The 26,612-nt window shown below is 71.1% G+C and carries 18 protein-coding genes and 3 pseudogenes; 18 read left to right on the forward strand and 3 right to left on the reverse strand.

The genetic code is table 11. The annotated features are described in order from the left end of the window. Positions 1 to 205 precede the first annotated feature (205 nt). The 7 genes and pseudogenes from FU658_RS16120 to FU658_RS13075 form a co-directional block, all read left to right on the forward strand. Positions 206 to 574 (forward strand): annotated as a pseudogene (locus tag FU658_RS16120) (ABC transporter transmembrane domain-containing protein); the annotation flags it as partial. 314 nt (positions 575 to 888) lie between these two features. Further along, on the forward strand, positions 889 to 1,440 hold the full coding sequence (locus FU658_RS15605) for an ATP-binding cassette domain-containing protein (protein WP_255505618.1): 552 nt from the start codon (positions 889 to 891) through the stop codon (positions 1,438 to 1,440). Then, a complete protein-coding gene (locus FU658_RS15610) occupies positions 1,427 to 3,037 on the forward strand; it encodes an amino acid ABC transporter ATP-binding/permease protein (RefSeq protein ID WP_147892481.1) in 1,611 nt (536 codons plus the stop codon). The genes FU658_RS15605 and FU658_RS15610 overlap by 14 nt, the downstream gene beginning before the upstream one ends. An 82-nt stretch (positions 3,038 to 3,119) precedes the next feature. Next, on the forward strand, positions 3,120 to 4,934 hold the full coding sequence (locus tag FU658_RS13060; RefSeq protein WP_187266122.1) for a S41 family peptidase: 1,815 nt from the start codon (positions 3,120 to 3,122) through the stop codon (positions 4,932 to 4,934). After that, positions 4,859 to 6,400 (forward strand): PDZ domain-containing protein, encoded by a 1,542-nt coding sequence (locus FU658_RS13065; protein ID WP_147892483.1) that lies wholly within the window; start codon positions 4,859 to 4,861, stop codon positions 6,398 to 6,400. The genes FU658_RS13060 and FU658_RS13065 overlap by 76 nt, the downstream gene beginning before the upstream one ends. Positions 6,401 to 6,527: 127 nt before the next feature. Further along, positions 6,528 to 6,785 carry a YcgL domain-containing protein gene (locus FU658_RS13070; RefSeq protein ID WP_147892484.1) on the forward strand — a complete coding sequence of 86 codons (258 nt, stop codon included), beginning with the start codon at positions 6,528 to 6,530 and terminating at the stop codon, positions 6,783 to 6,785. Continuing rightward, positions 6,772 to 10,107: an ankyrin repeat domain-containing protein gene (locus FU658_RS13075; protein WP_147892485.1), complete on the forward strand. Its 3,336-nt coding sequence runs from the start codon at positions 6,772 to 6,774 to the stop codon at positions 10,105 to 10,107. Before FU658_RS13070 ends, FU658_RS13075 begins: the two co-directional genes overlap by 14 nt. Before the next feature lie 66 nt (positions 10,108 to 10,173). Here FU658_RS13075 and FU658_RS13080 read toward each other — a convergent pair whose 3' ends face one another. Continuing rightward, positions 10,174 to 12,909, reverse strand: coding sequence for a M36 family metallopeptidase (locus tag FU658_RS13080; protein ID WP_147892486.1), 2,736 nt, complete (start codon positions 12,907 to 12,909; stop codon positions 10,174 to 10,176). A 224-nt stretch (positions 12,910 to 13,133) separates the two neighbouring features. On the opposite strand from FU658_RS13080, the gene FU658_RS13085 reads away from it, so the two are divergent. Then, positions 13,134 to 13,949, forward strand: a complete 816-nt coding sequence (locus tag FU658_RS13085; protein ID WP_187266123.1) for a TonB family protein — start codon at positions 13,134 to 13,136, stop codon at positions 13,947 to 13,949. 721 nt (positions 13,950 to 14,670) lie between these two features. Then, positions 14,671 to 14,817 carry a hypothetical protein gene (locus FU658_RS14580; RefSeq protein ID WP_187266124.1) on the forward strand — a complete coding sequence of 49 codons (147 nt, stop codon included), beginning with the start codon at positions 14,671 to 14,673 and terminating at the stop codon, positions 14,815 to 14,817. 77 nt (positions 14,818 to 14,894) lie between these two features. Here FU658_RS14580 and rho read toward each other — a convergent pair whose 3' ends face one another. Both rho and trxA read right to left on the reverse strand, forming a co-directional pair. Next, the gene (gene rho / locus FU658_RS13090; RefSeq protein WP_425477619.1) at positions 14,895 to 16,706 is read right to left on the reverse strand and encodes a transcription termination factor Rho; all 1,812 of its coding nucleotides are present in this window, start codon (positions 16,704 to 16,706) and stop codon (positions 14,895 to 14,897) included. 129 nt (positions 16,707 to 16,835) lie between these two features. After that, positions 16,836 to 17,162, reverse strand: a complete 327-nt coding sequence (gene trxA, locus FU658_RS13095; RefSeq protein ID WP_147892489.1) for a thioredoxin TrxA — start codon at positions 17,160 to 17,162, stop codon at positions 16,836 to 16,838. 197 nt (positions 17,163 to 17,359) lie between these two features. Between trxA and FU658_RS16125 the strand changes: the two genes are divergently transcribed. The 9 genes and pseudogenes from FU658_RS16125 to FU658_RS13140 all read left to right on the forward strand — a co-directional run bounded on the left by FU658_RS16125 (position 17,360) and on the right by FU658_RS13140 (position 26,603). Continuing rightward, positions 17,360 to 18,001, forward strand: a complete 642-nt coding sequence (locus FU658_RS16125) for a DEAD/DEAH box helicase (protein WP_425477620.1) — start codon at positions 17,360 to 17,362, stop codon at positions 17,999 to 18,001. Then, positions 17,923 to 19,167 (forward strand): ATP-dependent RNA helicase RhlB, encoded by a 1,245-nt coding sequence (gene rhlB, locus FU658_RS13100; RefSeq protein WP_425477621.1) that lies wholly within the window; start codon positions 17,923 to 17,925, stop codon positions 19,165 to 19,167. Before FU658_RS16125 ends, rhlB begins: the two co-directional genes overlap by 79 nt. A 143-nt stretch (positions 19,168 to 19,310) precedes the next feature. Further along, a pseudogene (locus FU658_RS13110) lies at positions 19,311 to 20,203 on the forward strand (type II secretion system protein N). Positions 20,204 to 20,221: 18 nt separating this feature from the next. Beyond that, on the forward strand, positions 20,222 to 22,219 hold the full coding sequence (gene gspD / locus FU658_RS13115; RefSeq protein WP_147892492.1) for a type II secretion system secretin GspD: 1,998 nt from the start codon (positions 20,222 to 20,224) through the stop codon (positions 22,217 to 22,219). Next, positions 22,212 to 23,701: pseudogene (gspE, locus tag FU658_RS13120) on the forward strand (type II secretion system ATPase GspE). The gene gspD and the pseudogene gspE overlap by 8 nt, the downstream one beginning before the upstream one ends. A gap of 57 nt (positions 23,702 to 23,758) precedes the next feature. Next, positions 23,759 to 24,448, forward strand: a complete 690-nt coding sequence (locus tag FU658_RS13125) for a hypothetical protein (RefSeq protein WP_147892493.1) — start codon at positions 23,759 to 23,761, stop codon at positions 24,446 to 24,448. A gap of 89 nt (positions 24,449 to 24,537) precedes the next feature. Continuing rightward, positions 24,538 to 24,999 (forward strand): hypothetical protein, encoded by a 462-nt coding sequence (locus FU658_RS13130; protein ID WP_147892494.1) that lies wholly within the window; start codon positions 24,538 to 24,540, stop codon positions 24,997 to 24,999. After that, positions 24,993 to 25,409, forward strand: a complete 417-nt coding sequence (locus FU658_RS13135) for a hypothetical protein (protein ID WP_147892495.1) — start codon at positions 24,993 to 24,995, stop codon at positions 25,407 to 25,409. The genes FU658_RS13130 and FU658_RS13135 overlap by 7 nt, the downstream gene beginning before the upstream one ends. 201 nt (positions 25,410 to 25,610) lie before the next feature. Continuing rightward, entirely contained in the window at positions 25,611 to 26,603 is a 993-nt protein-coding gene (locus FU658_RS13140; protein WP_255505623.1) for a type II secretion system F family protein, read from the forward strand. Positions 26,604 to 26,612 lie beyond the last annotated feature (9 nt).

Below are 26,612 nucleotides of genomic sequence, written 5' to 3' on the forward strand. Positions count from 1 at the left end.
GGGCCGCGACGCGTGCGGGCGCGCCTGGCACAGGGCGGTGGCGCGGCGGCGTGCGCGCGGCCTGCGCGACGGGCTGGCGTCGGCGGGGCCGCATGGCCTGGACCGGTTCGGCGGCGGAGCGGCGTGGGCCAGCCGCTACCAGGCCGATGCCGATGCCCTCGGCGCCTGGTTCACCCGCTATCTCCCGGCCCGCGACGCGGTGCTGGTGGTACCGGTGCTGGTGCTGGCCGCGGTGGCCTGGCTGGACTGGCTGGCAGCCGCATTGCTGTTGTTCGCCGCGCCGCTGATCCCGCTGTTCATGGCGCTGGTGGGCATGGGCAGCCAGCAGGTGCAGGCGCGGCAACAGGCCGAGCAGCACCGCATGGCCTCGCACTTCCTCGACCGCCTGCGGGCGCTGGACCTGATCCGCCGCAGTGGCGCGCTGGGCCGGGCGGCGCGCGAGGTGGGCGCCGCCGCGGAGCGCTACCGCGTGCTGGGCATGCGCGTGCTGCGCGTCGCCTTCGTGTCCTCGGCGGTCATGGAGTTCTTCTCCGCGGTGGCCATCGGCATGGTGGCGATCTACATCGGCTTCGGCCTGCTGGGGTCGATCGACTTCGGTCCGGCGCCGGGCCTGACGCTGTTCAGCGGCCTGTTCGTGCTGCTGCTGGCGCCGGAATTCTTCCTGCCGTTGCGGCAGCTGTCGCTGGCCTGGCACGACCGGGCCGGCGCCCTGGCGGCAGCGCGGGGGTTGCAACCGCTGGTCGGGCATGGCGCCGGTGCGTCGCTGCGGATGCAGCCGCAAGCGCCTGGCGACGATGCGGTGCTGAGGCTGCGCGGGGTTCGGGTGGCCCCAGCCCAGGGCTCGCCGGACGTGCTCGAGGCCGTCGACCTCGTCGTGTCCCCGGGGAGGTGGTCGGGCTGCGGGGTTCCAGCGGTAGCGGCAAGTCCACGCTGCTGGCGCTGTGCGCTGGATTCATCACGCCGCGGGCGGGCCAGGTCGAGCGGGTGGCCGGCCTGGCCTGGCTGGGCCAGGCCGGCCACCTGTTCCACGGCAGCCTGCGCGAGAACCTGCAGTTGGCGGCCGCCGGGGAGGCCGACGACGCGCTGCTGGCCGACGCGATGGCGCTGGCGGGGCTGGGGGTGGACGACCCGGCCTTGCCGGACGGTCTGGACACCCGGATCGGTGAAGGCCGTCGCGGCCTGTCGGGTGGGCAGGCGCAGCGCGTGGCACTGGCGCGCGCGTGGTTGTCCGGGGCCCGGCTGTGGCTGCTCGACGAGCCGACCCGGGGCCTGGATCCGGACACTGCGAAGGCGGTCTGGCAGCGCGTGCGGGCGATGGCCACGGATCGCGGCGCCGGGGTCCTCGTGGCGACGCACGACCCGCTGGTGCTGGCCGGCGCGGAGCGCGTGCTCCACCTCGTCGCCAAGCGACTGCAGGAGGTCGACGATGCGGCGGCGTGAACTGGCGGCCGACCTGATGGGCGGTGGTCGCGGCTGGCTGCTGGCAACGGCCCTGCTGCTGACCCTGACCTGGATGGCCGGCGTGGCCCTGCTGGCCGTGTCGGGCTGGTTCATCACCGCCACCGCGCTGGCCGGCGCGGGATTGCTGCTTGGCCTGGACATCTTCACGCCTTCGGCCCTGATCCGGGGCGCCGCCCTGCTGCGCACCGTGGCCCGCTACGGCGAGCGGGTTGTCGGGCACGAGGCGGTGCTGAGACGGCTGGCGGCGCTGCGGCGCGACACCTTCGAGCGCATCGCCGCGCTGCCCCTGGCTGCGCAGCGCGCGCTGCGCAGCGGCGAATGGCAGTCGCGCTTGGGTGCCGACATCGACACGCTCGACGCGCTGCCGCTGCGGGTGGCCTCTCCGGTGCTTGCGGCCCTGTCCACCGTGCTGGCTGCGGTCGCGCTGGTCTCCTGGCTGGCGCCGTGGCCGGCGGCGCTTCTCGTGCTGGGCACCAGCGTCGTGGTGCTGGTGCTGTCGGCGCTGGCCGCGCGGACGGGTCGGCGCCACGGCCAGGCGCTGGTCGCCGGACGCAACCGCGAGCGCATCGCGTTGCTCGACCATGCCGGCGGACTGGCCGAGCTCCACGCGTATGGGCGATTGGCCAGCAGCGAAGCGGCCCTGGCCGCAGACGAGCAGCGTCAATCGCGACGCTTGCGCCGCCAGGAGGCGGTGGCCGGGCACGCCGAGCAGGCGGTGCAGGCTCTGGTGTGGTTCGCCGCGCTGGCGATGCTGGCGATGAGCCTTCGCTGGTTCGGCGACAGCCGCGTCGGCGCGCCGGTGGCGGTGCTGCTGCCGCTGCTGGTGCTGGGCTTGAACGAAGTGCTGTCCAGCCTGCCGGGGGCTGGCTGGCGATGGGGCGAGGCCCTGGCGGCGCTGGGACGGCTCGCCCTGCCGCGCGGGGACGTGGCCGACATCCCCGAGGCGGTAGCGGCGCAGCCCTCGGAGGCGGTGCGCATCAGCGGGCTGCAGGTCGGGTTCGATCCGGCCCGCCCGCTCCACGCGCCCTTCGACCTGCTGCTCGAGCCCGGGCTGCCGCTGGTCGTGCATGGTCCCAGCGGCTGCGGGAAATCGGCCTTGCTTGCGACGCTGGCGGGGGAGCTGCCGGCTTTGTCGGGCGCGGTAGGCCGCGGCCCGGGAATGGCCCGCCCGAAGGCCACGCTCTTGCCCCAGGAGACGGTGCTGCTCGATGCCAGCGTGTTGGCGAACCTGCGTCTGGCGCGCCGCGACATGGACGAAGCCGGGGCCGGGCAGGTCCTGCGGGCATTCGGTCTCGATGGCTTCGCGCCCGGAGGCGTGCGCGGCCCGCGTGCCCGTGTCGGCGAGGCCGCGGGGAATCTGTCGGGTGGCCAGGCACGACGGCTGCTGCTGGCGTGGCTGTCGTTGCGGGAGCCGGAACTGGCGTTGCTGGACGAGCCGTTCAGCGGGCTCGACGAGGCGGGCATGCAGCAGGCGCTGGAGGCGCTGGCGCCGTGGCTGGCGCGGCGTTGCGTCGTCATCGCCACGCACGCCCCGCAGCAGTTCCCTGCCCATTGGCCGCGCCTGCGCCTGGGCTGAGCACGGGGCGATCCCAACCGATGGCACTCCCGGTGTCCTCCAGCGCCCCCATACTGGTGCGCTGGCCCACCGTGGAATGCCCATGATCCGTCCCTGCCTGATCGCCGCCGCCCTGCTGCTGGCACCCACCCTGCACGCGCAGGCCGTCGATGCGACGAGCCCCAGCAAGCTGCTGCGCTTCCCGGACATTCATGGCGAGCGCATCGCGTTCGTGCACGCCGGCGACATCCACGTGGTGTCCGCGCGTGGCGGCACCGCACAGCGGCTGACCTCGCACGAAGGCCAGGAGCTGTACCCGAAGTTCTCGCCCGACGGCAGCCAGATCGCGTTCTCGGCCGAGTACAACGGCACCCGGCAGGTCTACGTGATGCCGTCCACCGGCGGTGAGCCGCGCCAGCTGACCTGGTACAACGACATCGGCCCGCAGCCCCCGCGCGGCGGCACCGACTACCGCGTGCTGGACTGGACGCCGGATGGGCGCCACATCCTGGTGCGCGCCAACCGCAACCCGACCGGCGACCGCGACGGCCGACCCTACCTGGTGCCCGTCGAGGGCGGCATGGAAACCCCGCTGGCGGTCCCCGAAACCGGTGGCGGCATGCTGTCGCCGGACGGCACGAAGTTCGTCTACACGCCCATCGACCGCGAGTTCCGCACCTGGAAGCGCTACCGCGGCGGCCGCGCCCAGGACGTGTGGATCTACGACCTGGCAAACGACACCTCGCAGCGCATGACCGAAACCCGCGCGACCGACCACCAGCCGATGTGGATCGGCGACACGATCTATTTCGTCTCCGACCGCGAGTACACGCTCAACCTCTATTCGATGCCGGCTGCGGGCGGCGAGGCGGTCAGGCTGACCGACTTCAGCGACTACGACGTGCTGTGGCCCAGCGCCGGGCCCGACAGCCTGGTGTTCGAGAACGGCGGCACGATCTGGCATTTCGACCCGGCCACGAACCAGGCCCGCAAGGTGCCGATTCGGGTCGCAGGCGACTTCCCGGACGCGCAGCCGCGCTTCGTCAAGGGCGCGGGCTTCGTCGAGAGCTTCGACATCGCACCCGATGGCGCGCGCGCGGTGTTCGGTGCGCGCGGTGAAGTGTTCACGCTGCCGGCGAAGCACGGCGAGCCGCGTAATGTGTCCAACACCCCCGACCACCGCGAGCATTCGGTGGCCTGGTCCCCCGATGGCCGCCTGATCGCCTACCTGTCCGACGCCACCGGAGAGTACGAGCTGTACGTTCGCGCCCAGGACGGCAGCGACGAACCGCGGCGCCTGACCTCGGGCAGCGACATCTGGAAGTTCCCGCCGGTGTGGTCGCCGGATTCCCGCGCCATTGCGTTTTCCGACAAGCGCCAGCGCCTGCGCATCGTCGATGTCGGCAGCGGACGCATCAGCGAGGTGGACGCCAGCGACCGCGAGGACCTGACCGACTACAGCTGGTCGCCGGACTCGCGCTGGCTGGCCTACGTGAAGACCGCGAATGGCCGCAATCCCTCGATCTGGGTGCACGAGCGCGCCAATGGCCGCAACCACGCGCTGACCGACGGCACCACGCCGGACCGCAACCCGGTGTTCGACCCGAAGGGCCGCTACCTGTATTTCCTGTCCGACCGCGACTACAACCTCAACTTCTCCAGCTACGAGTTCAACTGGTTGTATTCCGACGCCACCCGCATCTATGCGGCCACGCTTCTCGCCGATGGCCCCGCCTTGTTCCGGCCGAAGAGCGATGAAACCGGTAGCGCGAACGGCAATGGCAACGGCAACGGCAATGGAAATGGCAACGGCAACGGCAACGGCAACGTGCAACGCCGAACGTGCGCATCGATGTCGAGGGCTTCGCCGCGCGCGTTCAGCCGCTCAAGGCCCCCGCCGGTGGCTACGGCCGCTTGACCGCGAACGGGGAGGGTGTGTTCTACGTCGCCGGTGGCGGCCGCAACGGCGCGCCCAGCCTGCAGTTCCTGGCCACGGAGGGCGACACGCCGGCCAAGGTGGCCGATGGCGTCGGCAGCTACGCCCTGTCGGCCGACGGCAGCAAGCTGCTGCTTCGCCAGAGCAGCACGTTCGCGATCGTCGACGCCAAGCCCGACGCCAAGGTCGACGACGGCAAGCTCGACCTCGACGCCTGGGAAATCCGCATCGAGCCACGTCGCGAGTGGCGGCAGCAGTTCGTCGACGGGTGGCGCATCCTGCGCGACTGGTTCTACGACCCGGGCATGCACGGCCAGGACTGGGACGCGATCCGCGCCCGCTACGAGCGGCTGCTGCCCTACGTGAACACGCGCGCCGACCTGGACTACCTGTTCTCCGAGATCGCCGGTGAGGCCAATGCCGGCCACGTCTACGTGGAGTCCGGCGACCAGCCGGTCGTGCAGCGTCGCGCAGGTGGCCTGCTGGGCGCGGAGATCCAGGCGCACGACTCGGGTTACTTCCGCATCGCGCGGATCTTTCCCGAGGACGCCGCCGACATCGCCGCGCGCTCGCCGCTGTCGGCGCCGGGCGTGGACGTGGCCAACGGCGACTTCATCCTGGCCGTGGACGGCGTGGATGCCCGCAGCGTGCGCAACTTCTACCAGCTGCTGGAAAACAAGGCCGACCGCGTGGTGACGTTGCGCGTGAACGACCGCGCCAGCGCGCAGGGTGCGCGCGAGGTCCGGGTCACCACGATCGCCTCGGAGCACAACCTGCGCTACACCGACTGGGTGCAGCAGCGCCGGGCGATGGTCGATTCGCTCTCCGGCGGCCGCATCGGCTACATCCACGTGCCGAACACGGCGGTGGAGGGCAGCCGCGAGATGTTCAAGGGGCTGGTGGCCTATGGGGACCGCGAGGCGCTGATCATCGACGACCGCTACAACGGCGGCGGCTTCATTCCCGATCGCATGGTCGAGCTTCTCACCCGCGAGCCGCTGAACTACTGGAAGCGGCGTGGCCTGCAGCCGACCGCGACCCCGGTGCTGCACCACCGCGGGCCGAAGGCGATGCTGATCAACGGCCAATCCAGCTCCGGTGGCGATGCGCTGCCGTACTACTTCCGCAAGTTCGGCCTCGGCACGATCATCGGCACCCGCACCTGGGGTGGCCTGATCGGCATCTCCGGCAACCCGCGGCTGGCCGACAACGGCGCGATCCTGGCAGCGACCTTCAGCTTCATGGACACCGATGGCAACTGGGCGGTGGAGAACGAGGGCGTGGCGCCGGACATCGAGGTGATCGACCGGCCCGAGCTGGTGGCCGCCGGTCGCGACCCGAGCATCGAGAAGGCGGTCGAGGTGCTGCTGCGGGAGCTCGAGGACAGCCCGGTACGGCCCGTGGTGGCCCCGCCGGCGCCGACCGAATTTCCTCCCGCGGCGCGCTGATGGGCCGCGCGACACGGTGCCGCGCCGCACCGTGTCGCGCCGAGGCTGAACCCGCCGAGGTGCGGCGCTCCCGGCCGGAGCGGCGAGCCGGTATGCTTGGCGCCGTCTACGCGTCATCCGGCCGACCATGCTCGCCTTCATCTACAAGAGCGTCCGCAAGGACGACACCTACCTCTACCTGAAGCAGCGCGACGGCTTCGACGCGTTGCCTGCGCCGCTGCGCGAGCAGCTGGGTGGCCTGGAGTTCGTGTTCGAGGTCGACCTGTCGCCGCCGCGCCAGCTGGCACGTGCCGATGCGGCGAAGGTGCGGACCAGTCTGCTGGAGGCGGGCTATTACCTGCAGCTTCCGCCGCGGCATCCGGATGCGCTCGATGAGCGACGCTGAGGCGGCGGCCTGGCGACCAGGCCTGCCTGCGCTGGGGCTGCTGCTGGGTGGGGTGCTGCTGGCCTTGCTGCCCTTGCTGGCCGACACGCCCTGGCTGTGGCCGGCGCTGTGGCTGGCCCATCCGGCCATCGCGCTGGGCCTGGGCGCGCTATCGGGCCTGCGGGCGATCCGGCGTATCGAGCCGGCCGAGGCCGTCGCGCTGGCGGCGCTGCACGCGGCGGGCTACGCCGGCTTCGTGGCGTTGCTGGCCTGGCCGCTGCACCGCATCACCGTGGCCCCCGGCGCCGCCACGGTGATGCTGGCGGGCATGGCCGCCGGGCTGGGACTGTTCGTCCTGTGGCGCCATGGCATGGCCTTCGTGCATGCGGTGCGCGAAGGCGGTGGACTGCGCGCGCTGCGCGAAGCCGCGGCGTTCGAGCCACCCCGTGGCCCCGGCCTGGCCCTGGCGTTGCCGCTGGGGCTGGCCTACGCCGCGGTGGCACTGTTGGTCCTTGCCGGCCCCGGCCAGGGCATCGGCCTGCGCGCCCTTCTGGTGGTCGTGCATCTTCTCGCCGCGGTGGCGGGCGCACTGGTGGCCGCCAGGCTTGCCGGCCTGCACCTGCCCGACGCCCGGCGGCGCGATGCGGCGGCCGATGCGCCTGCGTTGCAGGAGGGCCTGGCCTTTCCCGACGAGGCCGCCGCCGTCGACGCAGCCGTGGACGCCGACGCGCATGCCGACGAGCGCTTGCTGGCGGCGGTGCGCCAGGGGCGGATCGAGGAGGCGCTGGCCGCGCTCGACGAGGGCGCAGACCCCAACGTGCTGCCGGAGCCGGATGATCGCGACCAGCGCCCGCCCGCGGTGCTGGCCTGCCTCCACTCCGACCTGTCGCTGCTGCGTGCGCTGATTGCACGCGGGGCCGACCTCAATGCCATGCATGCCGGGCTGACCCCATTGCTGGCCGCCACGCGCGACAGCTGGCATGGCCGGGTCGAGGCGGTCATGACGCTGCTGACCAATGGCGCCGACCCGCGCCAGGCCGACGCCGAGGGCCAGACCCCGCTGCACCACGCCGCGCGCAGCAGCGACGCCGCCGTCGCGGCGCTCCTGCTCGACGCCGAAGCCGGCCTGGAAGCGCTGGATGCCGAGGGATTCAGTCCGCTCGGGTCGGCCTGCGCCGCGGGCAACTGGCGGCTGGCGCGTTTCCTGGTCGAGCGTGGTGCCTCGCCGCAGCCCGAGGGTGGCCAGCCGGCGCTGCTGGCGGCCGTGGCAGGCGACGACGATCCCGCCGGCGTGCAGCTGCTTCTCAAGCACAAGGCACGCGTCGACGCCGGCAACAGTTCAGGCCGCACGGCGCTGATGATGGCCTGCAAGGCCGGCCACGCCGAGATCGTGCAGGTCCTGCTCGACGCGGGAGCCGACCGCAATGCCACGGACGAGGAGGGCCAGTCGCCCTTGCTGCTGGCCGCCGCACAAGGCCACATCGACGTGATCCGACGCCTGGTGCACCCGCGCCTGGACGCGAGCGTGCGCGACGCACAGGGACGCACTCCCCTGCTGCTCGCCTGCGCTGCCGCCGCGACCACTCCGGAACTGCTGTCCCTGTTGCTGGACCTGGGCGTAGACCGGGAGCGCGCCGACGAGTCCGGGCGCACCGCCTTGGACGTGGCGGTCGAGGCGGGCCGATGGCCCCTGGTCCAGGTGTTGCAGCCGGACTACCCGATGCCATCGAGCGTCGCGGAGGCCCTGCAGCCCCAGCGTCCGGCCCTGCCGCCGGAGCAGTTGCTCGACGAGGCGCTTCCCGAGCGCCGCTTCGAAGCGGCGCAGGCGGCGATCGAGGCGATGGCACCGGACCCGGTGGCGCTGGCGGGCAGGCTGCTGGCCTACACCCGCGATGCCGACATCGATGTCTTCGACTGGCTGCTCGCACACGGGGCGCAACCCGGTGCGTTGCTGGCGGACCGCGACACGATGGTGTTCAGCGTGCTCGATCGCGGCGGCCTGGGACTCACCGCACTGCAGCGCCTGCTGGCCCGCGGGGAAAGCGTGGGCGGCAGCGGCGGCCTGGCGCGCTGGCTGGCGGGATGCCTGGCGGCCGACACCACCTCGCGCAGCTGCGAGCAGCAGGCGCTGGACCTGCTGGAGCGCGGGGCCGATGCGTTCGGCAACGGACCGGGTGGCGAACCGCCGCTGGCGCTGGCGATCCGTTTGGGCTGGATGCGGCTGGTGTTCGGCTTGCTCGAGCGCGGGGTCGATCCCAACAGCCGCGATGCGCGCGGCCACGCCGCGCTCCACGTGGCCTGCGCCCTGGGCCGCGAGGCCGCCGTGCGGCTGCTGGTGCGCCACGGGGCTTCGCCCGAGATCCGCACGCCCGACGGCCAGACCGCCCTGGGCCTGGCCCTGGCCGCCAACCGCCGCGACCTGACCTACTGGTTGAACTGGAGCCAGTGGCGCCTGCCGGGCCGGGCCCTGCAGGATGCCGACCTGCCGGCGGCCGCGATCCCGGGCGACCTCGAGGCCGTGGAGCGGCTGCTGGACCTTGGCCTGCCGGTGGACGCAGTCGATGCGCAGGGGTGCACGGCTCTGCTCCGTGCTGCCGGAGGCGGCCACGTGGACCTGGTGGCCCTGCTGCTGGCGGCCGGGGCGGATCCGACCCTGATGGCGCGTACGGGGGCCTCCCCGCTGTCGGCGGCAGTCAGCATGCGCCATCCCGAAATCGTGCAGCGCCTGCTCAATGCCGGCGCCGCCGTCGACCAGTCCATGCCCGGGGGCGTCACCCCGTTGATGGTGGCGGCGGCACTGGGCCTGCCCGACATGTGCTCGCGCCTGCTGGCGGCGGGCGCGGACGTGGCCCTGCGTGACGAACAGGGCTATTCGGCGCTGCATTGCGCGGCGCTGTACGCGTTCGGTGCGCGCGAGCGGCAACGGGCCGTGGCCCTGCTCGATACCCTGCTGCTGGCCGGTGCCCAGGCCGATGCCCGCAGTGAAGCCGGTCACACGCCGATGCTGCTGGCGCTGGGCGCGCGCGCCGAGCCGGGCACCGCCTGCGACGAGGAGGTGGTCCTGGCGGTGCTGGATTGCCTGGCGGGGGAAGACGTGTCCCTGGCCAGCCAGGACGAGCGCGGCTTCGGGCCCTTGCACCTGGCGGCCCTGCACGGCCTGCTTCGCGTGGTGCAGCGCTTGCTGCGCTCCGGGGCCGACCCCGCCCTGCGCGACCGCCTCAATCGCACGCCCAACGAGATCGCGATCCTGCGCGGCTTCGTCGATGTGTCGGCGGAGTTCGAGCCGGTTCGTTCGAACGTGTCGCTGGCCCGGTTCCTGCGCGAACCCCACGACAAGCCCTGAGCGCCCTGACGAAGAAGGGGTGGCGGTTGCCCGCCACCCCTTCGGGTTGCCGATGGTGCCGGCCGGTCAGAAGACCATGAAGTCCAGCGTGCCGTCGTTGCCACCGGGCACGCGCACCGTGACGCGACGGCAGCTGCCCCGCCAGGAGGCGTCGGTCGTCCACTCCACCTGCAGGGCCTCGCCAACCGCCTCGATGCCGTCGTCGGAGGTGGCGATCAGCTGCGTGGCACCCAGGCTGGCGCGGGTGTTGCAGTTGATCGGCTGGCTGTCGACCAGCAGGCCTTCGTTCGGCCCGTCGACGGTGAAGCCGATATCCAGCACCTGGCCGGCGCGGATGCGGTTGCGGATGTCGTCGCGCCAGGGGGCAAGGAAGCTGCCGAACTCGCTCGACAAGGTGCACTCTGCCGGCAGGTCGAACGCCTCCACGCCGTCGGAGCGGTTGTTCGAGCTCCCCTGGCTGGCGCTCACGCCCAGGCCGCGCTTGGCGAACGCGCTCCAGATCTCGCACTGGTTGTCGCCGCCCAGCGCCACGTCGGCGGCCAGGATCGCGTCGCGGCCGTCGACGAAGCCCGGGCTGCAGGTCTGGAACTTCATGCCGTCCATGACCAGCTGCATCGCCAGGTTGTTGCCGCCGCTGTCCCAGTCACCGTAGATGTCCGGGTTGAAGCCGTGCTTGTCGATCAGGTTCCAGTACATCTCCCACAGCATCGTGTTCCACACGTAGCCGATGCCATGGGGCTGGCTGATCGCCGGATCGGCCACCCAGCCGTAGGTCGACGGGTTGACCGCCATGTCGGTGGAGTAGGGGGTCGGGCGGATGCCGCGGCCTTCGACCGGCTGGAACGTCACGTAGGTACCCACGCCGCGGACGGTGTCGCGGGTGTCGTCCGGGTGCGCGGTCAGCACGATGCCGAACCAGTCGCTCCAGCCCTCGCCCATCTGCTCGGCGTTGTTGAGGCAGCCCACGTTGGTGCGGCCGCCGGTGAGGCGGTTGGAGATGCCGTGGCCATACTCGTGCGCGATGACGCCGGCGTCGAGGTCCGAGTCACGGTTGGGGATGCCGGCCGAGGCATCGCTGAGCGTGCCGGTGGCCGGCAGGTTCGCGCGCAGCAGCTGGCCGGCCTCCAGGCGGATCATCATCGACGGGATCGTGATGCTGGCATCGGTGCCACCCATCGAGATCGGTGCGCCGGTCACGTTGTTGGCGACGATCACCGCACTGGCTCCGCCCGCCTGGGCGTTGGCGACCTTCTGGGTGAACGGGCAGTTGCCGCGGTCGACGAGCGCCACCGAACCAGCCGGAACGGTGAATGCGCTGCAGCCCTCGTGCGGCAGGGCCGTGCCGTCGTCGGCCAGCACCACGGTGCCGCCCACCGGTCCGGTGGCGGAGAGTTGCGGGCCGAAGGCCGCGCCGGAGCCCGGATACTGGCCCGCGGCAGCCGAACCGGTCACGTCGAGCACGATCGCCAGCGGATTGGTCCACTCGTACATCTGCATGCGCGGACGCTGGCCGTCGGTCGGCGTACCGAAGTTGGCGTTGTTGGTGCCGCCACCGTCCTGGGCCTCGGCGCGAACGTCGTCGTTGCCCGCGCCCCCCAGGCCGAAGTTGTTGACCTGGAAGTTTCCCGCCGCTTCGGTGAACCCGTAGCGGTAGGACACGTCGTGCATGATGTTGTTCCAGTAGAACAGGTTGGTGACGATCGCAGCCTGCGAATCCACCGGCGCGGCGCCGAGGTCGAGCGGGAAGTCGAACACCAGGCCGGGGCCACCGTCGGGGTCGCTGCCCGGGTCCGGCGTGTTGCTGGCCGAGCGGTCGGCGTACGCATGCACGTTGTTGCCGCGCGTGACCGTGTACTGGTTGGCGCCGGTGTCGTGCCAGCCCAGTCGCGAACCCAGCGGGTCGGCCACATCGGTGACCAGCTGGCGCGGCCCGTCGCTGGGGCTTTCCAGCGGCATCGGGAACACGTTGTAGCTGGCGCCATCGGTCGGCTCGAAGCCGTACGGACTGGACGCCTGCTGCGGGCCGACGTGATCGTGATGGCGATGGGCGACGATGCTGCCGTGGCCATGGTCACCGGGTGCGTCGGTCACGCCCGGACGTGCGATGCCCAGTGCGATCGCCTCGGCATTTTCCTGCACCACCAGGTTGAACATCTCCAGCGTGGTGCCGGTTTGCGCATCGACCACCGCCTGCCACCAGTGCACGCCGTCGTGCTCCTCGATCTCGAGCTCCCAGGCCAGGCGCACGCCGCCGGAAGGCTGCACGAACCACACCAGCTTCGCCTCGATCGGCTTCACGGCAAGGCCGGCGTCGGCCAGCACGGTGCGCTGGTTGCGGCCGGTGGCCGCCTGCAGGACTCGTGGCTGCGCCGCCAGCTGCAGTTGCAGTGCGTCGCTCGCCACCCGTGACAGGGCGGCGCTGGCGTCCAGGCGCGCTGTCTGGCGTGCGGCGCTGGCCGCCAGCCCGGGCACGAAGCGGTGGCCGTGGTGCAGCACTTCGCCGTTGGCGGCGACACTGACGTTGAACACGCCCCCGCGCACTTCGATGCCGCGATGGTGCTGTTGCAGGTAGACGTGGCTGACGCCGTTGTGCGCGCTGGTGAACGAGCTGGCCACCGAGGCTTCGGTGATGTCCGCCCGTGCCATGCCCAGCGCCCGGTGCTGCCGCGTCAGGTGCTCGACGGCGGCGCGCTCGGCAGCCACCCCGGCCGATCCGGCCGTGGCCGTCGCAAACGTGGCGCTCCCCAACGCCAGCGCGATCGCGCCGGCCAGCAGCAGGCGCCGTGAATTCCCCAATGTCATTTTTCCATTCCCCAGATATGCGCACGGCGCGACCCCTCTGGTCGCGCCTCCGGCAGGTTCCCTGTGTGGTTCGAATAACAGTTCGGTGCCGTGAACGTCAAACGCGTTCGCCGCGTCCAGGCCGCAGCGCTGGAATCGATGCCGTCGCGAAATATCGCTACTATCCGATCCACAACCTGGGGGGAGGCGACATGACAAGGATGATCAGGACGGTAGCGGCGGTGATGGCCGCCTGGGCGATGTTCGCACTCGCGCCCGCCAGCGCGGCGCCGGGCGATATCTTCAAGACCGATGCGAAGGCGACGATCGACATCGGCGTTGATGGCGGCGTCGAAGCCGTGCAGCTCTCCGGCGTGCCCGGCGAGGATGCCCAGCGCATCTACAGTGAACAGATCCGGCAGTGGCGCTTCGAGCCCGTACTCGAGGATGGCCAGGCGGTGCCGGCGCGTGCGTTCGCCGAGATGGACGTGTACGTGATCGAGCAGGACGACGGCTCACTCGAGCTCAGTGTCGGTCGACCCGTGTTCCGCAGTCCGCCCGGCACACCGGACCGGATCGAGTTTCGCCTGGCTTCCGGCGAGGCCGAGCCGTTCGAGGTCGTCCGCAGGCATGTGCCGCGCTATCCGACAGACCAGGCGCACCGTGGCGCCGAGGCGGAAGTGGTGCTGCTGGTGGAGGTGGGTCCGTCCGGGCAGGTCGTGCGGGCGGGCGTGGCGTCGGCAGCCTTCAAGAACGCCAACTGGAGCGGTCATGATCGAGCGATGGAGCGGTTTGCTGTCGCTGCCAAGAGGGCCGTGGAGCGTTGGCAATTCAATCCGTCGTCATTGGAGTCGCGGCGGGTATTCATACCCGTCGACTTCGCGATGCAAGGTACCGACACCAGCGCCTGGCAGCGGATCCGCCCGGTTCCCGCCGCGCGCGAAGCCTGGGTCGCCCAGGTGCTGTCACCCGAGGACGGACCCGTGGAGCGGGTCATGGATGTCAACGACCAGTCCAGTCGCTTCGTGCTGCTCAACCCGCCCGAACTGCCGTGGATGTGAACCGGCCCATGACCTGCAGGGAGCGCCTGGTGAATTTTATCGACACGATGGCCCGCCGCTTGGCACCGGCATTGGCCCTCGGCCTGATGGTCGCGATGTCCCCGCATTCCCGGGCGCACGCGGACGAGATCTACACCCTTCATGCGCAAGCAACGGTGGACGTGGCGCCGGATGGCACGGTCGAGGCGCTGGAATTTGAAACCGACCTGGGTGAGGCCGCCGCGGGCTACGAATCGATGATGCGGCAGTGGCGGTTCAATCCGATCATGACCACGGAAGGCGAGCCGGTGGAACGGACGGTGCGGGTCAGCATGCGGGTCGATCTTTATGCCACCCGGCGGGCGGACGGCGGCTTCAGCATGTCCACGGGTCGACCCTCCTTCATCCCCGTCGACGATCCGGACCATGTGCGCCGGATGCATGGCGTGGAGCACTTCCCGCCGCCACGCTACCCGGAGAAGTCGGCTGCCAGCGGATACGAGGCCTACGTGCTGATGCTGGTCCAGGTGGCGGCCGACGGCACGGTATTGCGCGTCGGGACGCGCTCTGCTGCTTTGTTGAATCGTCCGGCACTGGGGGGCGCCGGACGTCACATCCGGCCCTTCGTTCAGGAGCCAAAACAGGCCGCCGGGCGCATGCGCTTCTCACCCTCGGAACACGAACTGCGCGAAGTGACGATTCCGATCCGTTTCGCCGTGACGAGGTTGGCTGGTCGCGCATCGTGTTCCTCCCGCGGATGCGCGACGCGTGGGTGGAAGAGCGGATGGCCAGGCGCGACTCCCTCAAGTTGGAAGAGCTCGATGCCAGCGGTCAGCCCATCGATACGCGTGTCGCCCTGGCCACGCAGATCGAAGATCCCTGGCTCTGAAGGACTCCTGGCCGATCTCGCGCCCATGAAAAAGCCCCGCATCGCGGGGCTTTTTCGTACTGCTCCGAACGCCGGGCTCAGCGCTTCATCGAACCGAAGAATTCGTCGTTGGTCTTGGTGGTCTTCATCTTGTCGAGCAGGAATTCGATGGCGGACAGCTCGTCCATCGGGTGCAGCAGCTTGCGCAGGATCCACACCCGCTGCAGCGTGTCGGCCTCGATCAGCAACTCCTCGCGGCGGGTGCCGGAGCGGTTGATGTTGATCGCGGGGTAGACGCGCTTCTCTGCGATGCGGCGGTCCAGGTGCACTTCCATGTTGCCGGTGCCCTTGAACTCCTCGTAGATCACCTCGTCCATCTTGGAGCCGGTCTCGACCAGCGCGGTGGCGATGATCGACAGGCTGCCACCTTCCTCGACGTTGCGCGCGGCACCGAAGAAGCGCTTCGGGCGGTGCAGGGCGTTGGCGTCGACACCACCGGTGAGGACCTTGCCGGAGCTCGGTACGACGGTGTTGTAGGCGCGGGCCAGGCGGGTGATCGAGTCGAGCAGGATCACCACGTCCTTCTTGTGCTCGACCAGGCGCTTGGCGCGCTCGATGACCATCTCGGCCACCTGCACGTGGCGTGCGGCGGGCTCGTCGAAGGTCGAGGAGATCACCTCGCCGCGCACGGTGCGCTGCATCTCGGTGACTTCCTCGGGCCGCTCGTCGATCAGCAGCACGATCAGGTGCACGTCGGGGCTGTTGTGCATGATCGCGCTGGCGATGTTCTGCAGCAGCATCGTCTTGCCGGCCTTCGGCGGCGACACGATCAGGCCGCGCTGGCCCTTGCCGATCGGCGACATCAGGTCCATGACGCGGCCGGTGATGTCCTCGGTCGAGCCGTTGCCGCGCTCGAGCACGAAGCGCTGGCGCGGGAACAGCGGGGTCAGGTTCTCGAACAGCACCTTGCCCTTGCTGGCTTCCGGCGGCTCGCCGTTGATCGTGTCGACCTTGGCCAGGGCGACGTAGCGCTCGCCGTCCTTCGGGCTGCGGATGCGGCCGGCGATCTCGTCGCCGGTGCGCAGGTTGAAGCGGCGGATCTGGCTGGGCGAGATATAGACGTCGTCCGGGCCGGCCAGGTAGCTGGCATCGGCGGAACGCAGGAAGCCGAAGCCGTCGGGCAGGATCTCCAGCACGCCCTCGCCGGCGACGCCCTCGCCGTGGCGGGTGAGCACCTTGAGCAGGGTGAAGATGACGTCCTGCTTGCGCGCGCGGGCCACGCCCTCGTGGATGTTGAGCTGCTCGGCGATCTCCAGCAGCTTGTGCGTGGGCAGGCGCTTGAGGTCGTTGAGCGAGTAGGTCTGGAAGCCCTCGGGCAGGTTGGGCAACGGACGGTTGTCGCGCGGGCCCTCGTCGTCCTCGTCGCTGCCGCCACGCGGACCGCGGTCGTCGCGGTCGCGGTCGTTGCGGTTGCGCCGGTTGCGACGGTTGCGGTCGCGGCGGGCGCCTTCTCGCTGCGGGCCGCCGTCACGGCCGCCATCGCCGCCGCCGGAGCCGCGGTTGTCGCCGTCCTTGCCCCCGCCGTCGTCGTTGCCGCCGCCGGACTGGGACTCGTTGCCATCATTGCCGCCACCCCTCGGGGCCTCGGACGTTCCACCGCCGCCTGAAGCGTCGCCGGCATCGGCATCGGCCTTGGGCTTGGATTCGGCGCGGGCGCGCGGCTTGGCGGGGGCGGACTTGCCGCCGTCGCCTTCGGCCTTGGACGCTTCGGGCGCGGACTCGGTGGACTGGCGCGTGCGCTTCTCAGCGACGTCGCCGGTTTCGGATTCGTTATCGGACACGGAATGCACCTCGCAAGGGGCGAGTGTGAGAAAGGAGGAGTTGGATTGGCGCGGGAACGAGGGCGTCATCGCGACGCCTGCGCTGGGATAACGCTACCACCGCATTGCCGCGCGCGGCAAGCGGTGGCCCCAGCCGGTGGAACGGGCGTTCACCTGCCGGCCCGGGAAGGCCGTCCCCGGGCGGGGTCGACGGGCGCTTCAGATCGCCTTGTCGACAAACTGCGCCAGCTGGGCCTTGCCGACCGCACCCACCTGGGTGCCGGCCACCTGGCCGTCCTTGAACATCATCAGCGTCGGGATGCCACGCACCGCGTACTGGCGCGGTACGTTGGGGTTGTGGTCGATGTTGATCTTCACCACCTTGACCTTGCCGGCGTAGTTGCGCGCCAGCTCGTCGACGATCGGCGAGATCATCTTGCAGGGGCCGCACCACTCGGCCCAGAAGTCGACCAGCACGGGCTCGGAGGACTTGAGCACCTCGGCCTCGAAATCGCCGTCGCCGACGTGGATGACGTTGTCGCTCACGCGTAACTCCTAGAAAAAACGGGTATTTGGGTGGTTGCCGCGCTAAACTGGGGGGCGAAAACGAACAAATCAACCCTAAGGCCCGGCGGGGCGTCGACCCCATCTTGCGTTCGACGCGTCGGGCACGCAAGCACGGCCGGGGGCCGACGCGATCCCGCTTCGCGTCCGCCGTGAGGCCGTGCACAAGCCGAGACCCAATGACTGACAAACCGCTGACCGACGTTGCCTTCTCCAATTTCGACCTCCACCCCGAGCTGCTGGCCGGCCTCGAACGCGCCGGCTTCTCGCGCTGCACCCCGATCCAGGCGCTGACCCTTCCGGTCGCCCTGCCCGGCGGCGACGTCGCGGGCCAGGCGCAGACCGGCACCGGCAAGACGCTGGCCTTCCTGATCGCGCTGATGAACCGCCTGCTGACCCGGCCGGCGCTGGCCGACCGCAAGCCCGAGGATCCGCGCGCGCTGATCCTGGCGCCCACGCGCGAACTGGCGATCCAGATCCACAAGGACGCGGTGAAGTTCGGCTCCGAGCTGGGCATGCGCTTCAGCCTGATCTACGGCGGCGTGGACTACGACAAGCAGCGCGAGCAGCTGCGCCAGGGCACCGATGTCATCATCGCCACGCCGGGCCGCCTGATCGACTACGTGAAGCAGCACAAGGTCGTGTCGCTGCACGCCTGCGAGGTATGCGTGCTCGACGAGGCCGACCGCATGTTCGACCTCGGCTTCATCAAGGACATCCGCTTCCTCCTGCGGCGCATGCCGTGCGCACCGAGCGCCAGACCCTGCTGTTCTCGGCCACGCTCAGCCACCGCGTGCTGGAGCTGGCCTACGAGCACATGAACGAGCCGGAGAAGCTGGTCGTCGAGACCGAGACGATCACCGCCGCGCGCGTTCGCCAGCGCATGTACCTGCCGGCGATGGAGGAGAAGATCCCGCTGCTGATCGGCCTGATGTCGCGTGCGCCGGCCGACGCGCGCAGCATGGTCTTCGTCAACACCAAGGTGTGGGTCGAACGCGTGGCGCGCTCGCTGGAGAAGGCCGGCTTCCGGGTCGGCGTGCTGTCGGGCGACGTGCCGCAGAAGAAGCGCGAGACGCTGCTGGGCCGCTTCCAGAAGGGCCAGCTCGACGCGCTGGTGGCCACCGACGTGGCCGCGCGTGGCCTGCACATCGACGATGTCACCCACGTCTTCAACTACGACCTGCCGTTCGATGCCGAGGACTATGTCCATCGCATCGGCCGCACCGCGCGCCTGGGCGCCGAGGGTGATGCGATCAGCTTCGCCTGCGAGATGTACGCGATGAGCCTGCCGGACGTGGAGGCCTACATCGACCAGAAGATCCCGGTCGAGCCGGTCACGCCCGACCTGCTGGTGGCGCAGGAGCGCGCCAGGCGCGAGCCGGTCGAGGGTGAAGAGGTCGAAAGCGTCTCCAAGATCTTCCGCGAGGCACGCGAGGAGGCCGAGGCCAGTGGCCGCGGTGGCCCGCGTGGCGGCGGCGGTTCGGGTCGCGGACGCAGCGGCGGCAGGGACGGGGCGCGCTCGGGTCCGGGTTCGCGCTCGGGTTCCGGCGACCGCCCGCGTCGCAGCGAAGCCGCTGCGACCCAGGCCGACCCGGCCAAGGCGCCGGTGTCCGACGCCACGCCGGCCCCCCGCCGACGTGACGCCCACCGCAAAGCCCCGCTGCAGCGTCCAAGGACGCGGCTGGCGAGGGCGCTTCCACGGCCGACGGCGCGCCGCGCAAGCGCCGGCGCCGTGGTGGCCGCGGCCGCAAGCCGGCCGACGGCCAGGCCGCGCCGCAGGAGGACAAGGGCCAGGGCGAAGGCCAGAAGGCATCCGGCGCGGCGAAGCCGCGCGCACCGCGCAAGCCGCGGGGCGAAGGACGCGGCGAAGGGCGTGGCGATCCGCCGGCCCGGGCTGCGCGCCCGGCGCGTGCCGAGCGGGCAGCGCCCGCCCCCGCGAAGGAGAACTCGCTGCTCGGCAAGATCAAGCGCGGCCTCAGCGCCCTGATCCGGGGTGGCGACAAGTCCGGCTGAGGCCCGTCCCCGCGTCGTTCCGTGGCCGCCCGTCCCGGCGGCCCGGGGCGCCGGTGAGCGGCGGGCTCTGCTAGATTGGTCGCGTTCCGGGGGAGGGTTGCGCACACCATGACGGCCATGGCCGATTCAATCGCATCGTTGGGCGCCAACCGCGCGCTGCCGCAGGGCGTCACCCTGGTGCTGGCGGCGGTGTGCGTCGTGCTGGCGGCCCGCCTGGTGTGGCTGGTGCTGGCCGGTCCGACCTTGCCTGCGCCCGAAGCTTCATTGCCGGCAGGCGGGGGTTCGCCGACCGCCAGGCATGCCGCATCGATGCAGGGGCTGTTCGGTCCGGGCGCGACTGCCGCCCAGGCGGTCGAGACGGCACCGGCGAGCCGTTCCGGGCTGGTGCTTCGCGGCACCGTCGCGCCACCGACGCGACCCGGGGCGTGGCCTTCATCGCCGAGGGCGAAGGGGCCGCCGATCGCGCCTACCGCGCCGGCGACAGCCTTCCGGCAGGCGCGCGCCTGCGCGAAGTGCACGCCGACCGGGTATTGATCGAGCGGGGCGGCACGCTGGAGACACTGGCCCTGGCCCGCCTGGGAGGCACCGGTTCGGCCCCGCCCCGATCGGGACCCTCCGCCCGGCCCGGCGCGACGCGCGGCGCCACGGCGACCGACGCGCAGCAGGCCAGTGGTGGTTACCTGAGTGCGCCGATCAACGTGGGCCGTCCCGACCTGGCGACTGCGCGCCAGGCCGGCGCGCCGGATCTGGCCAGCCTGGTGTCGGAAGCCAACATCGTGCCGGTGCTGGAAGGCGAGCGCGTCATCGGGGTCCGGCTGCGCGTGCCCGACCCGGCCCTGCTCGAACGGCTGGGGCTTTCGGGCGAGGATGTGATCACCCAGGTCAACGGCATCCCGCTCGACGGCCCGCAACGCCGGAGCGAACTCGAACAATCGCTGCAGCGCGGAGGGCCGGTCCAGTTGACCGTGCGCCGCGACGGCATCGACCGCCAGCTCACCATCGGCCTGTAGGCCGGAGAACGACAAACCATGCTGCCACGCCTGATCCGCTGCACCCTCCTCACGGTGGCCCTGGCCACCGCCGCACCGCTGTCGGCCCAGGCCGTGGGTTCGGATGCCGCAGGGCGCCACACGCTGAACCTGACCTCGGCCGACATCGGCGTGCTGATCCAGACGGTCAGCGAGATCACCGGACGCAACTTCATCGTCGACCCCGCCGTCGAGGGACGGGTGACCGTCATTTCCGGACAACCCCAGGGGCCCGAGGAGATCTGGCGCACCTTCGAGTCGGTGCTCAGGGTGCACGGCTACGCGGTGGTCCCGTCGGGCAGCATGTGGAAGGTGCTGCCCGAGGCCGCGGCGCTGCGCGATGCCGGCGCCGGCATCGCCGCCGTCGGCGTGGACCGGCCCGATGCGATGGTGACGCGGGTGATCGAGATCGGCCAGGTGCCGGCGGCGGAACTCGCGGCGCTGCTGCGCCCGCTGGTGTCGCCCTCGGCGCAGCTGGCCGCCCAGGGCAACACGCTCGTGGTGACCGACCGCGCCGGCAACGTCGAGCGCATCGCACAGCTGGTGCGGCGCATCGACACCGTGTCGGACAACGAGGTCGAGGTGATCCCGTTGCGCCATGCGAACGCCTCGGAGATGGCGCGCACGCTGACCCAGCTCGAGCCGCAGGCCCAGGGCCTGGCGCTGGCCGGCAGCGGGCGCATGATCGCCGACTCGCGCACCAACTCCATGCTGGTTTCCGGCGACCGGGCCGCACGCCTGCGCCTGCGCACGCTGGTGGCCCACCTGGACACCCCGCTCTCGGACGGCGACGCCACCCAGGTGGTGTACCTGCGCTATGCCGACGGTGCCATGCTGCTGCCGGTGCTCGAAGGCATCGCCAACACGCTGACCGGCACCGCCAGCGACGACGAAGGCGCGCGTAGCGCGACGATCCACCACCATGCCGAAACCAATGCGCTGGTCATCACCGCGGTGCCCTCGGTGTACCGCGAGCTGGCCGCCGTGGTGCGCTCGCTGGACGTGCGCCGCGCGCAGGTGATGGTGGAGGCGGTGATCGCGGAGGTCAGCGACGAGCTGGCCGACGAGTTGGGGGTGCAGTGGCAGGCGACCGACATTCGCGACGACGGTGCCGGCGGCCTCACCCGCGGCGTGATCGGCGGTACCAACCTGCCCGGCAGCGGCAGGGGCATCATCGGCTTCGATCCGACCCAGGGCGTGGGCCCGGGCCTGAACCTGGGTTTCCTCGAGCGCGTGCTGACCCTGCCGGGCTCGGATCAACCGATCTTCCAGCTCGGCATCCTGGTCAAGGCGCTGCGCGGCGATGGCCGCGCCAACGTGCTGTCGCAACCGACGCTGGTGATGCTCGACCACCAGGAGGCCGAGTTCAAGGTCGGCCAGGAGGTGCCCTTCATCACCGGCCAGTTCACCAACACCGGCGCCGGCGCGGGACCCAGCCGCCAGAACCCGTTCCAGACCATCGAGCGCCGCGACGTCGGCCTGACGCTGCGCGTGACCCCGCACGTGAACGAGGGCGACAGCGTGCGGCTGGAGATCTTCCAGGAAATCTCCAGCCTGTCGCCGACCCAGCTTGCAGGCGCTGCCGACCTGATCACCACGAAGCGCGAGATCCGCACCTCGGTGCTGGTGCCCGATGGCGGCCTGCTGGTGCTCGGCGGCCTGAGTTCGGAGGACGTCAACGAGCAGATCCAGGGCGTGCCGGGCCTGAGCCGCATCCCCGGCATCGGTGCGCTGTTCCGCAACCGCCAGACCTCGCGCTCGCAGCGCAACCTGATGATCTTCATGCGCCCGGTGATCCTGCGCGACGGCATCAGCGAGGCGGCGGTGTCGAGCGAGAAGTACAACTTCCTGCGCTCGGAGCAGTTGCAGATGCGCGAGCGCTTCGAGGGCCGGGTCCGCGGCGGCGACCTGCCAGTGCTGCCGGCCGATCCGCAGGACCTGTTCCGCAACCCGCCGCCGCTTCAGCCGGCGCCGGGCGAGGTGCCGCGCGGTGACTGAAGCGGCCCCGGTGCGGCCGTCCTACGGCTTCGCCCGGCGGCAGGGCGCGACGATCGCCGGTGTCGACGACGGCCACGCCCTGGTCTGGCACCGGCCCGGTGTCGGTCCGGAGGTGCTGTTCGAATTGCGCCGACTGTGCGGCCTGCCGCTGCGGCCGGTCGAGCTCGACGCGGCGGCCTACGAGGACGCGCTGCGCAGGTTGTACGGCGAAGGCGACACCGGCGGTGGCAGCGCCGCGGTCGACCTGGGCGGCGAGGACCTCTCCAGCCTGGCCGATGCGCTGCCCGAGCCCGAGGACCTGCTGGAGAGCGACGACGACGCACCGATCATCCGCCTGATCAATGCGCTGCTGACCGAAGCGGTCAAGGAGAACGCGTCGGACATCCACATCGAGCCGTTCGAAAGCCGGCTGGTGGTGCGCTTCCGCGTCGACGGCGTGTTGCGCGAGGTGCTCAGCCCGCGCAAGGCGGTGGCCGCCGCGGTGGTCAGCCGGATCAAGGTGATGGCGCGGCTGGACATCGCCGAGCGCCGGCTGCCGCAGGACGGCCGCATCGGCCTTCGCATCGCCGGCCGCCCGGTGGACGTGCGCGTGAGCACGATCCCGGTCGGTGGCGAGGGCGGTTCCGAGCGCGTGGTGCTGCGCCTGCTCGACAAGCAGGCCGGGCGCTGGACCTGGCCGAGGTCGGCATGGACGCGGCCACGCGCGAGCGGCTGGACACCTTGATCCACCGGCCGCACGGCATCCTGCTGGTGACCGGCCCGACCGGTTCGGGCAAGACCACGACGCTGTATGCCGCGCTGCAGCGCCTCAACGACGCCAGCCGCAACCTGCTCACCGTCGAGGACCCGATCGAGTACCGTCTCGACGGCATCGGCCAGACCCAGGTCAACAGCAAGGTCGACATGAGCTTCGCCCGCGGCCTCAGGGCGATCCTGCGCCAGGACCCCGACGTGGTCATGGTCGGCGAGATCCGCGACCTGGAGACCGCCGAGGTGGCGGTGCAGGCCAGCCTCACCGGCCATCTGGTGCTGTCCACGCTGCATACCAATTCCGCGGTCGGCGCGATGACGCGCCTGCGCGACATGGGAGTCGAGCAGTTCCTCCTCTCGGCCTCGCTGATCGGTGTGCTGGCGCAGCGGCTGGTGCGCGTGCTGGATCCGGAGCTCAGCGAGGAGTACGCGCCCACCGAGGCCGAATGCGCGGCGCTGGGTGGACGCTTCAGCCCCGGGCTGCGCTTCCGCCGTCCACGGGCCGATGCCACCGGACGCAGCGGCGGCTATCGCGGGCGCACCGGCATCTATGAGCTGGTGGTGGTCGACGAGGGAATGCGCCGGCTGATCCATGACGGTGCCGCCGAGCAGGCGTTGCACGCGCATGCCCGGACGACGTCGGCGCCCCTGCTCGCCGATGGCTGGGCCAAGGTGTGCGCCGGCATCACCTCGGTCGAGGAAGTGCTGCGGGTCACGCGGCAGGACGAATGAGGGCCGGGCACGCCAGGCCGGTCCAGCACGAAGACATCTGAACCAGGGGGATCCATGATGGGGCGTCGACTATTGTTCGTGTTGGTTTTGTGCGCGCTGTGGGGCGTGCTGGCGGGCTGTGCGCCGGGCATGCCGAACACGCGGCTGGATCGGCCGGATAAATTGCCGGACCGGTACGGCATCGTCGCAGTGCAGGTGGTCTCCAACACGAACCGTCTCGCGCCGTTCCTCGACAACTGGACATCGGTGTACGTCGTCGACCTCGAGGACACCAGCAAGCGCTACCAGCTCGAGGCCAAGGGCACCGGGCTGCTCAACAGTCGCGTCTTCATCGGCGCGCTGCCGCCGGGCCACTACGGGCTGGCGATGCTCCAGAGCTTGATGCACGGCTCAGACGCGACCTATTGGATCAATGCGCGGGTGCCACGCAGCGTCGGGACCTTCCACGTCGACGAGAACCACTTCACCAGCTTGGGGACGCTGGCCTACCAGCCGTTCCCGGCACCCGGGGGCGAGTCGGGTGCGGGCCGCAAGCCCTTCGTCGTGACCCGGATGGAGGACAGGCAGGACCTCGCGGAGTTCGTCGCCGATGCCTATCCCGACTTCCACGCACGCCTCCGGCCGATGGCGTGCAGGGGTGGGACCAGGACCATGGCGATGCCCAGAGGCTCGACCTCGCTTCGCGGATCCGCTCCTTTGCCCTGGCACGCCATCCGCATCGCGTCGGGCCGGAGGGTGTCGCGCTGAGCGGGGTCCTCGGACAGATCCTTTGGCGCCGGGGGGATGGGGACTGGCAACGCGCCGACACCGGCTATACAAACGAACTCGGCGCGCTCGTGGCCTACGACGGGGGATACATTGCCGCTGGCGAGCGGGGGCTGGTGCTGCGCGCGGAGTCCCTTGAGGGTCCGTGGGAGCGGGTCGGGGGGCCTGACACGCGATCGGCGGTCTACTGGATGGACGCCGCCCGCGACGGCCGCTTCCACGCGCTGGCCCGATCAGACACGCAGGTCACCTTCTACGAGGCCAGCCCCGACCTTTCGGAGTGGACCGCGCTGCACACCTTCGCCCATCGCGGCAACCTGCTTTTCCCGGGCTGGAACGAGGTCTACGCCTTCCATGACGAACACCAGCGCATCGTGCTCGTGGGTGGCGGTGAGCGGGTCGTCTACGATCCTGCCAGCCGCAGCACGACACCCGGGCGCTCCACCGATTTCGTCGTGCTGGCACAGCAGCCCGACGGGGTCGTCGTGGGCGTTCCCGGGCGGCCTGGGGAAGCGCGGGGCGGCCCATGCTGAGCCACTCGGCGGGCCGCGACTGGAACCGGCTCCAGCCGGTGATCGGGCAGGAGGTGTGGAGCCGGGTGGTCCACAGCCCGCCGATCCGACTGGAGGACGATCGCCTGTTGGTCGTCGCCCACCAGCAGGGCCGCGACCCGGTGTCCGGGCGACGCTTCCCGCTGGACGACCTGCACGTGCGTATCGGCAGCGAGTCCGAGGGCGTGACCGGGTGGGGCGAGGCGCTCGAGCCGGGATGCGAGCTCCTGCTGCCCTCCATCTCCAGCGCCGAGCTGATCTTCGCGATGTGCGAGGACGGGCGCCTCAAGAGCAGCCGCGATCTGGGCCGGGAGTGGGTCGTCGACCGGGATCCGGTGCTGGACCTCGAGCAGATGCCCGGTGAACTTCGCGGGGCTGGCGTGGAGGCCTGATTCCATGCCCGCCTTCCACTTCGAGGCCCTGGATCCGGCCGGCCGCACCGAGAGGGGCGTGCTGCAGGCCGACACCGCGCGCGCGGCGCGCGGGCAGCTGCGCGAGCGCGGGCTGGCGCCGCTGGAGGTGCGCGAGGTCGAAGGCGTGGTGACGCGCCGCTCCGGCGTGCCCGCCGCGCGCGGGTCACGATCACGCGGCAACTGGCCACGCTGGTCGCGGCTGGCCTGCCGCTGGAGGAGTCGCTGGCGGCGCTTGCCGATGGCGCGGAGCCGCGCGTGCGCGCGCTGGCGCTCGGGTTGCGGGCCCGGGTCATGGAGGGTGCGACGCTGGCCCAGGCCCTGGGCGAGTTCCCCGGCACCTTCGATGCGCTGTACCGCTCCACGGTGCAGGCCGGGGAGCAGAGCGGCCGACTGGACCGGGTGCTGCTGCGGCTCGCCGACCACCTGGAATCGCGCGACGCGCTGCGCCGACGACTGATCGGGGCGCTGGCCTATCCGGTGCTGCTGCTGACGGTGGCGCTGGCGGTGGTGGCCGGCCTGCTGTGGTTCGTGGTGCCCGAGGTGACCGGCGTGTTCGTGCGCAGCGGCCAGGCCCTGCCCTGGCCGACCCGGGTCCTGATGGCCATCACCGGTGGCCTGCGCAGCCACGGCTGGTGGCTGTTTCCGGTGCTGGCGGTGGCGACGGCGATCGGCGTGGCGCTGTGGCGTCGCCCGGCAAGCGCGCTGCTGCGCGACCGGTTGTGGCTGCGCCTGCCCTTCGTCGGCCGACTGGTGGTCGCGTTGGACACCGCGCGCTTCGCGCGCACCCTGGCGATGCTGGGTGCCAGCGCGGTGCCGTTGCTGGAGGCCCTGGGGCTGGCGACGGCGACCGTGCAGAATTCCGTATTGCGCGAAGCCCTGGCCGGCGTGGCAGGGCGCGTCCGCGAGGGCGCCTCGCTGGCCCAGGCACTGGCCGCCACCGGTCACTTCCCGGCCGTCGCGGTGCGCCTGATCGCCAGCGGCGAGCGCGCCGGGCGGCTCGACGCGATGCTCGACGAGGCCGCCTCGCAGCTCGAGCGCGAACTCGACACCGTCATGGCCGTGGCGACCGCGGCATTGGGTCCGGCGGTGATCCTGGGCGTCGGTGGGGTCGTATTGTTCATCGTGCTGGCGATACTGTTGCCGATCTTCCAGATGAACCAGTTGATCCGATGACGGGAACCG

The organism is Alkalisalibacterium limincola, from assembly GCF_008017755.1.
Taxonomy (GTDB): domain Bacteria; phylum Pseudomonadota; class Gammaproteobacteria; order Xanthomonadales; family Xanthomonadaceae; genus Alkalisalibacterium; species Alkalisalibacterium limincola.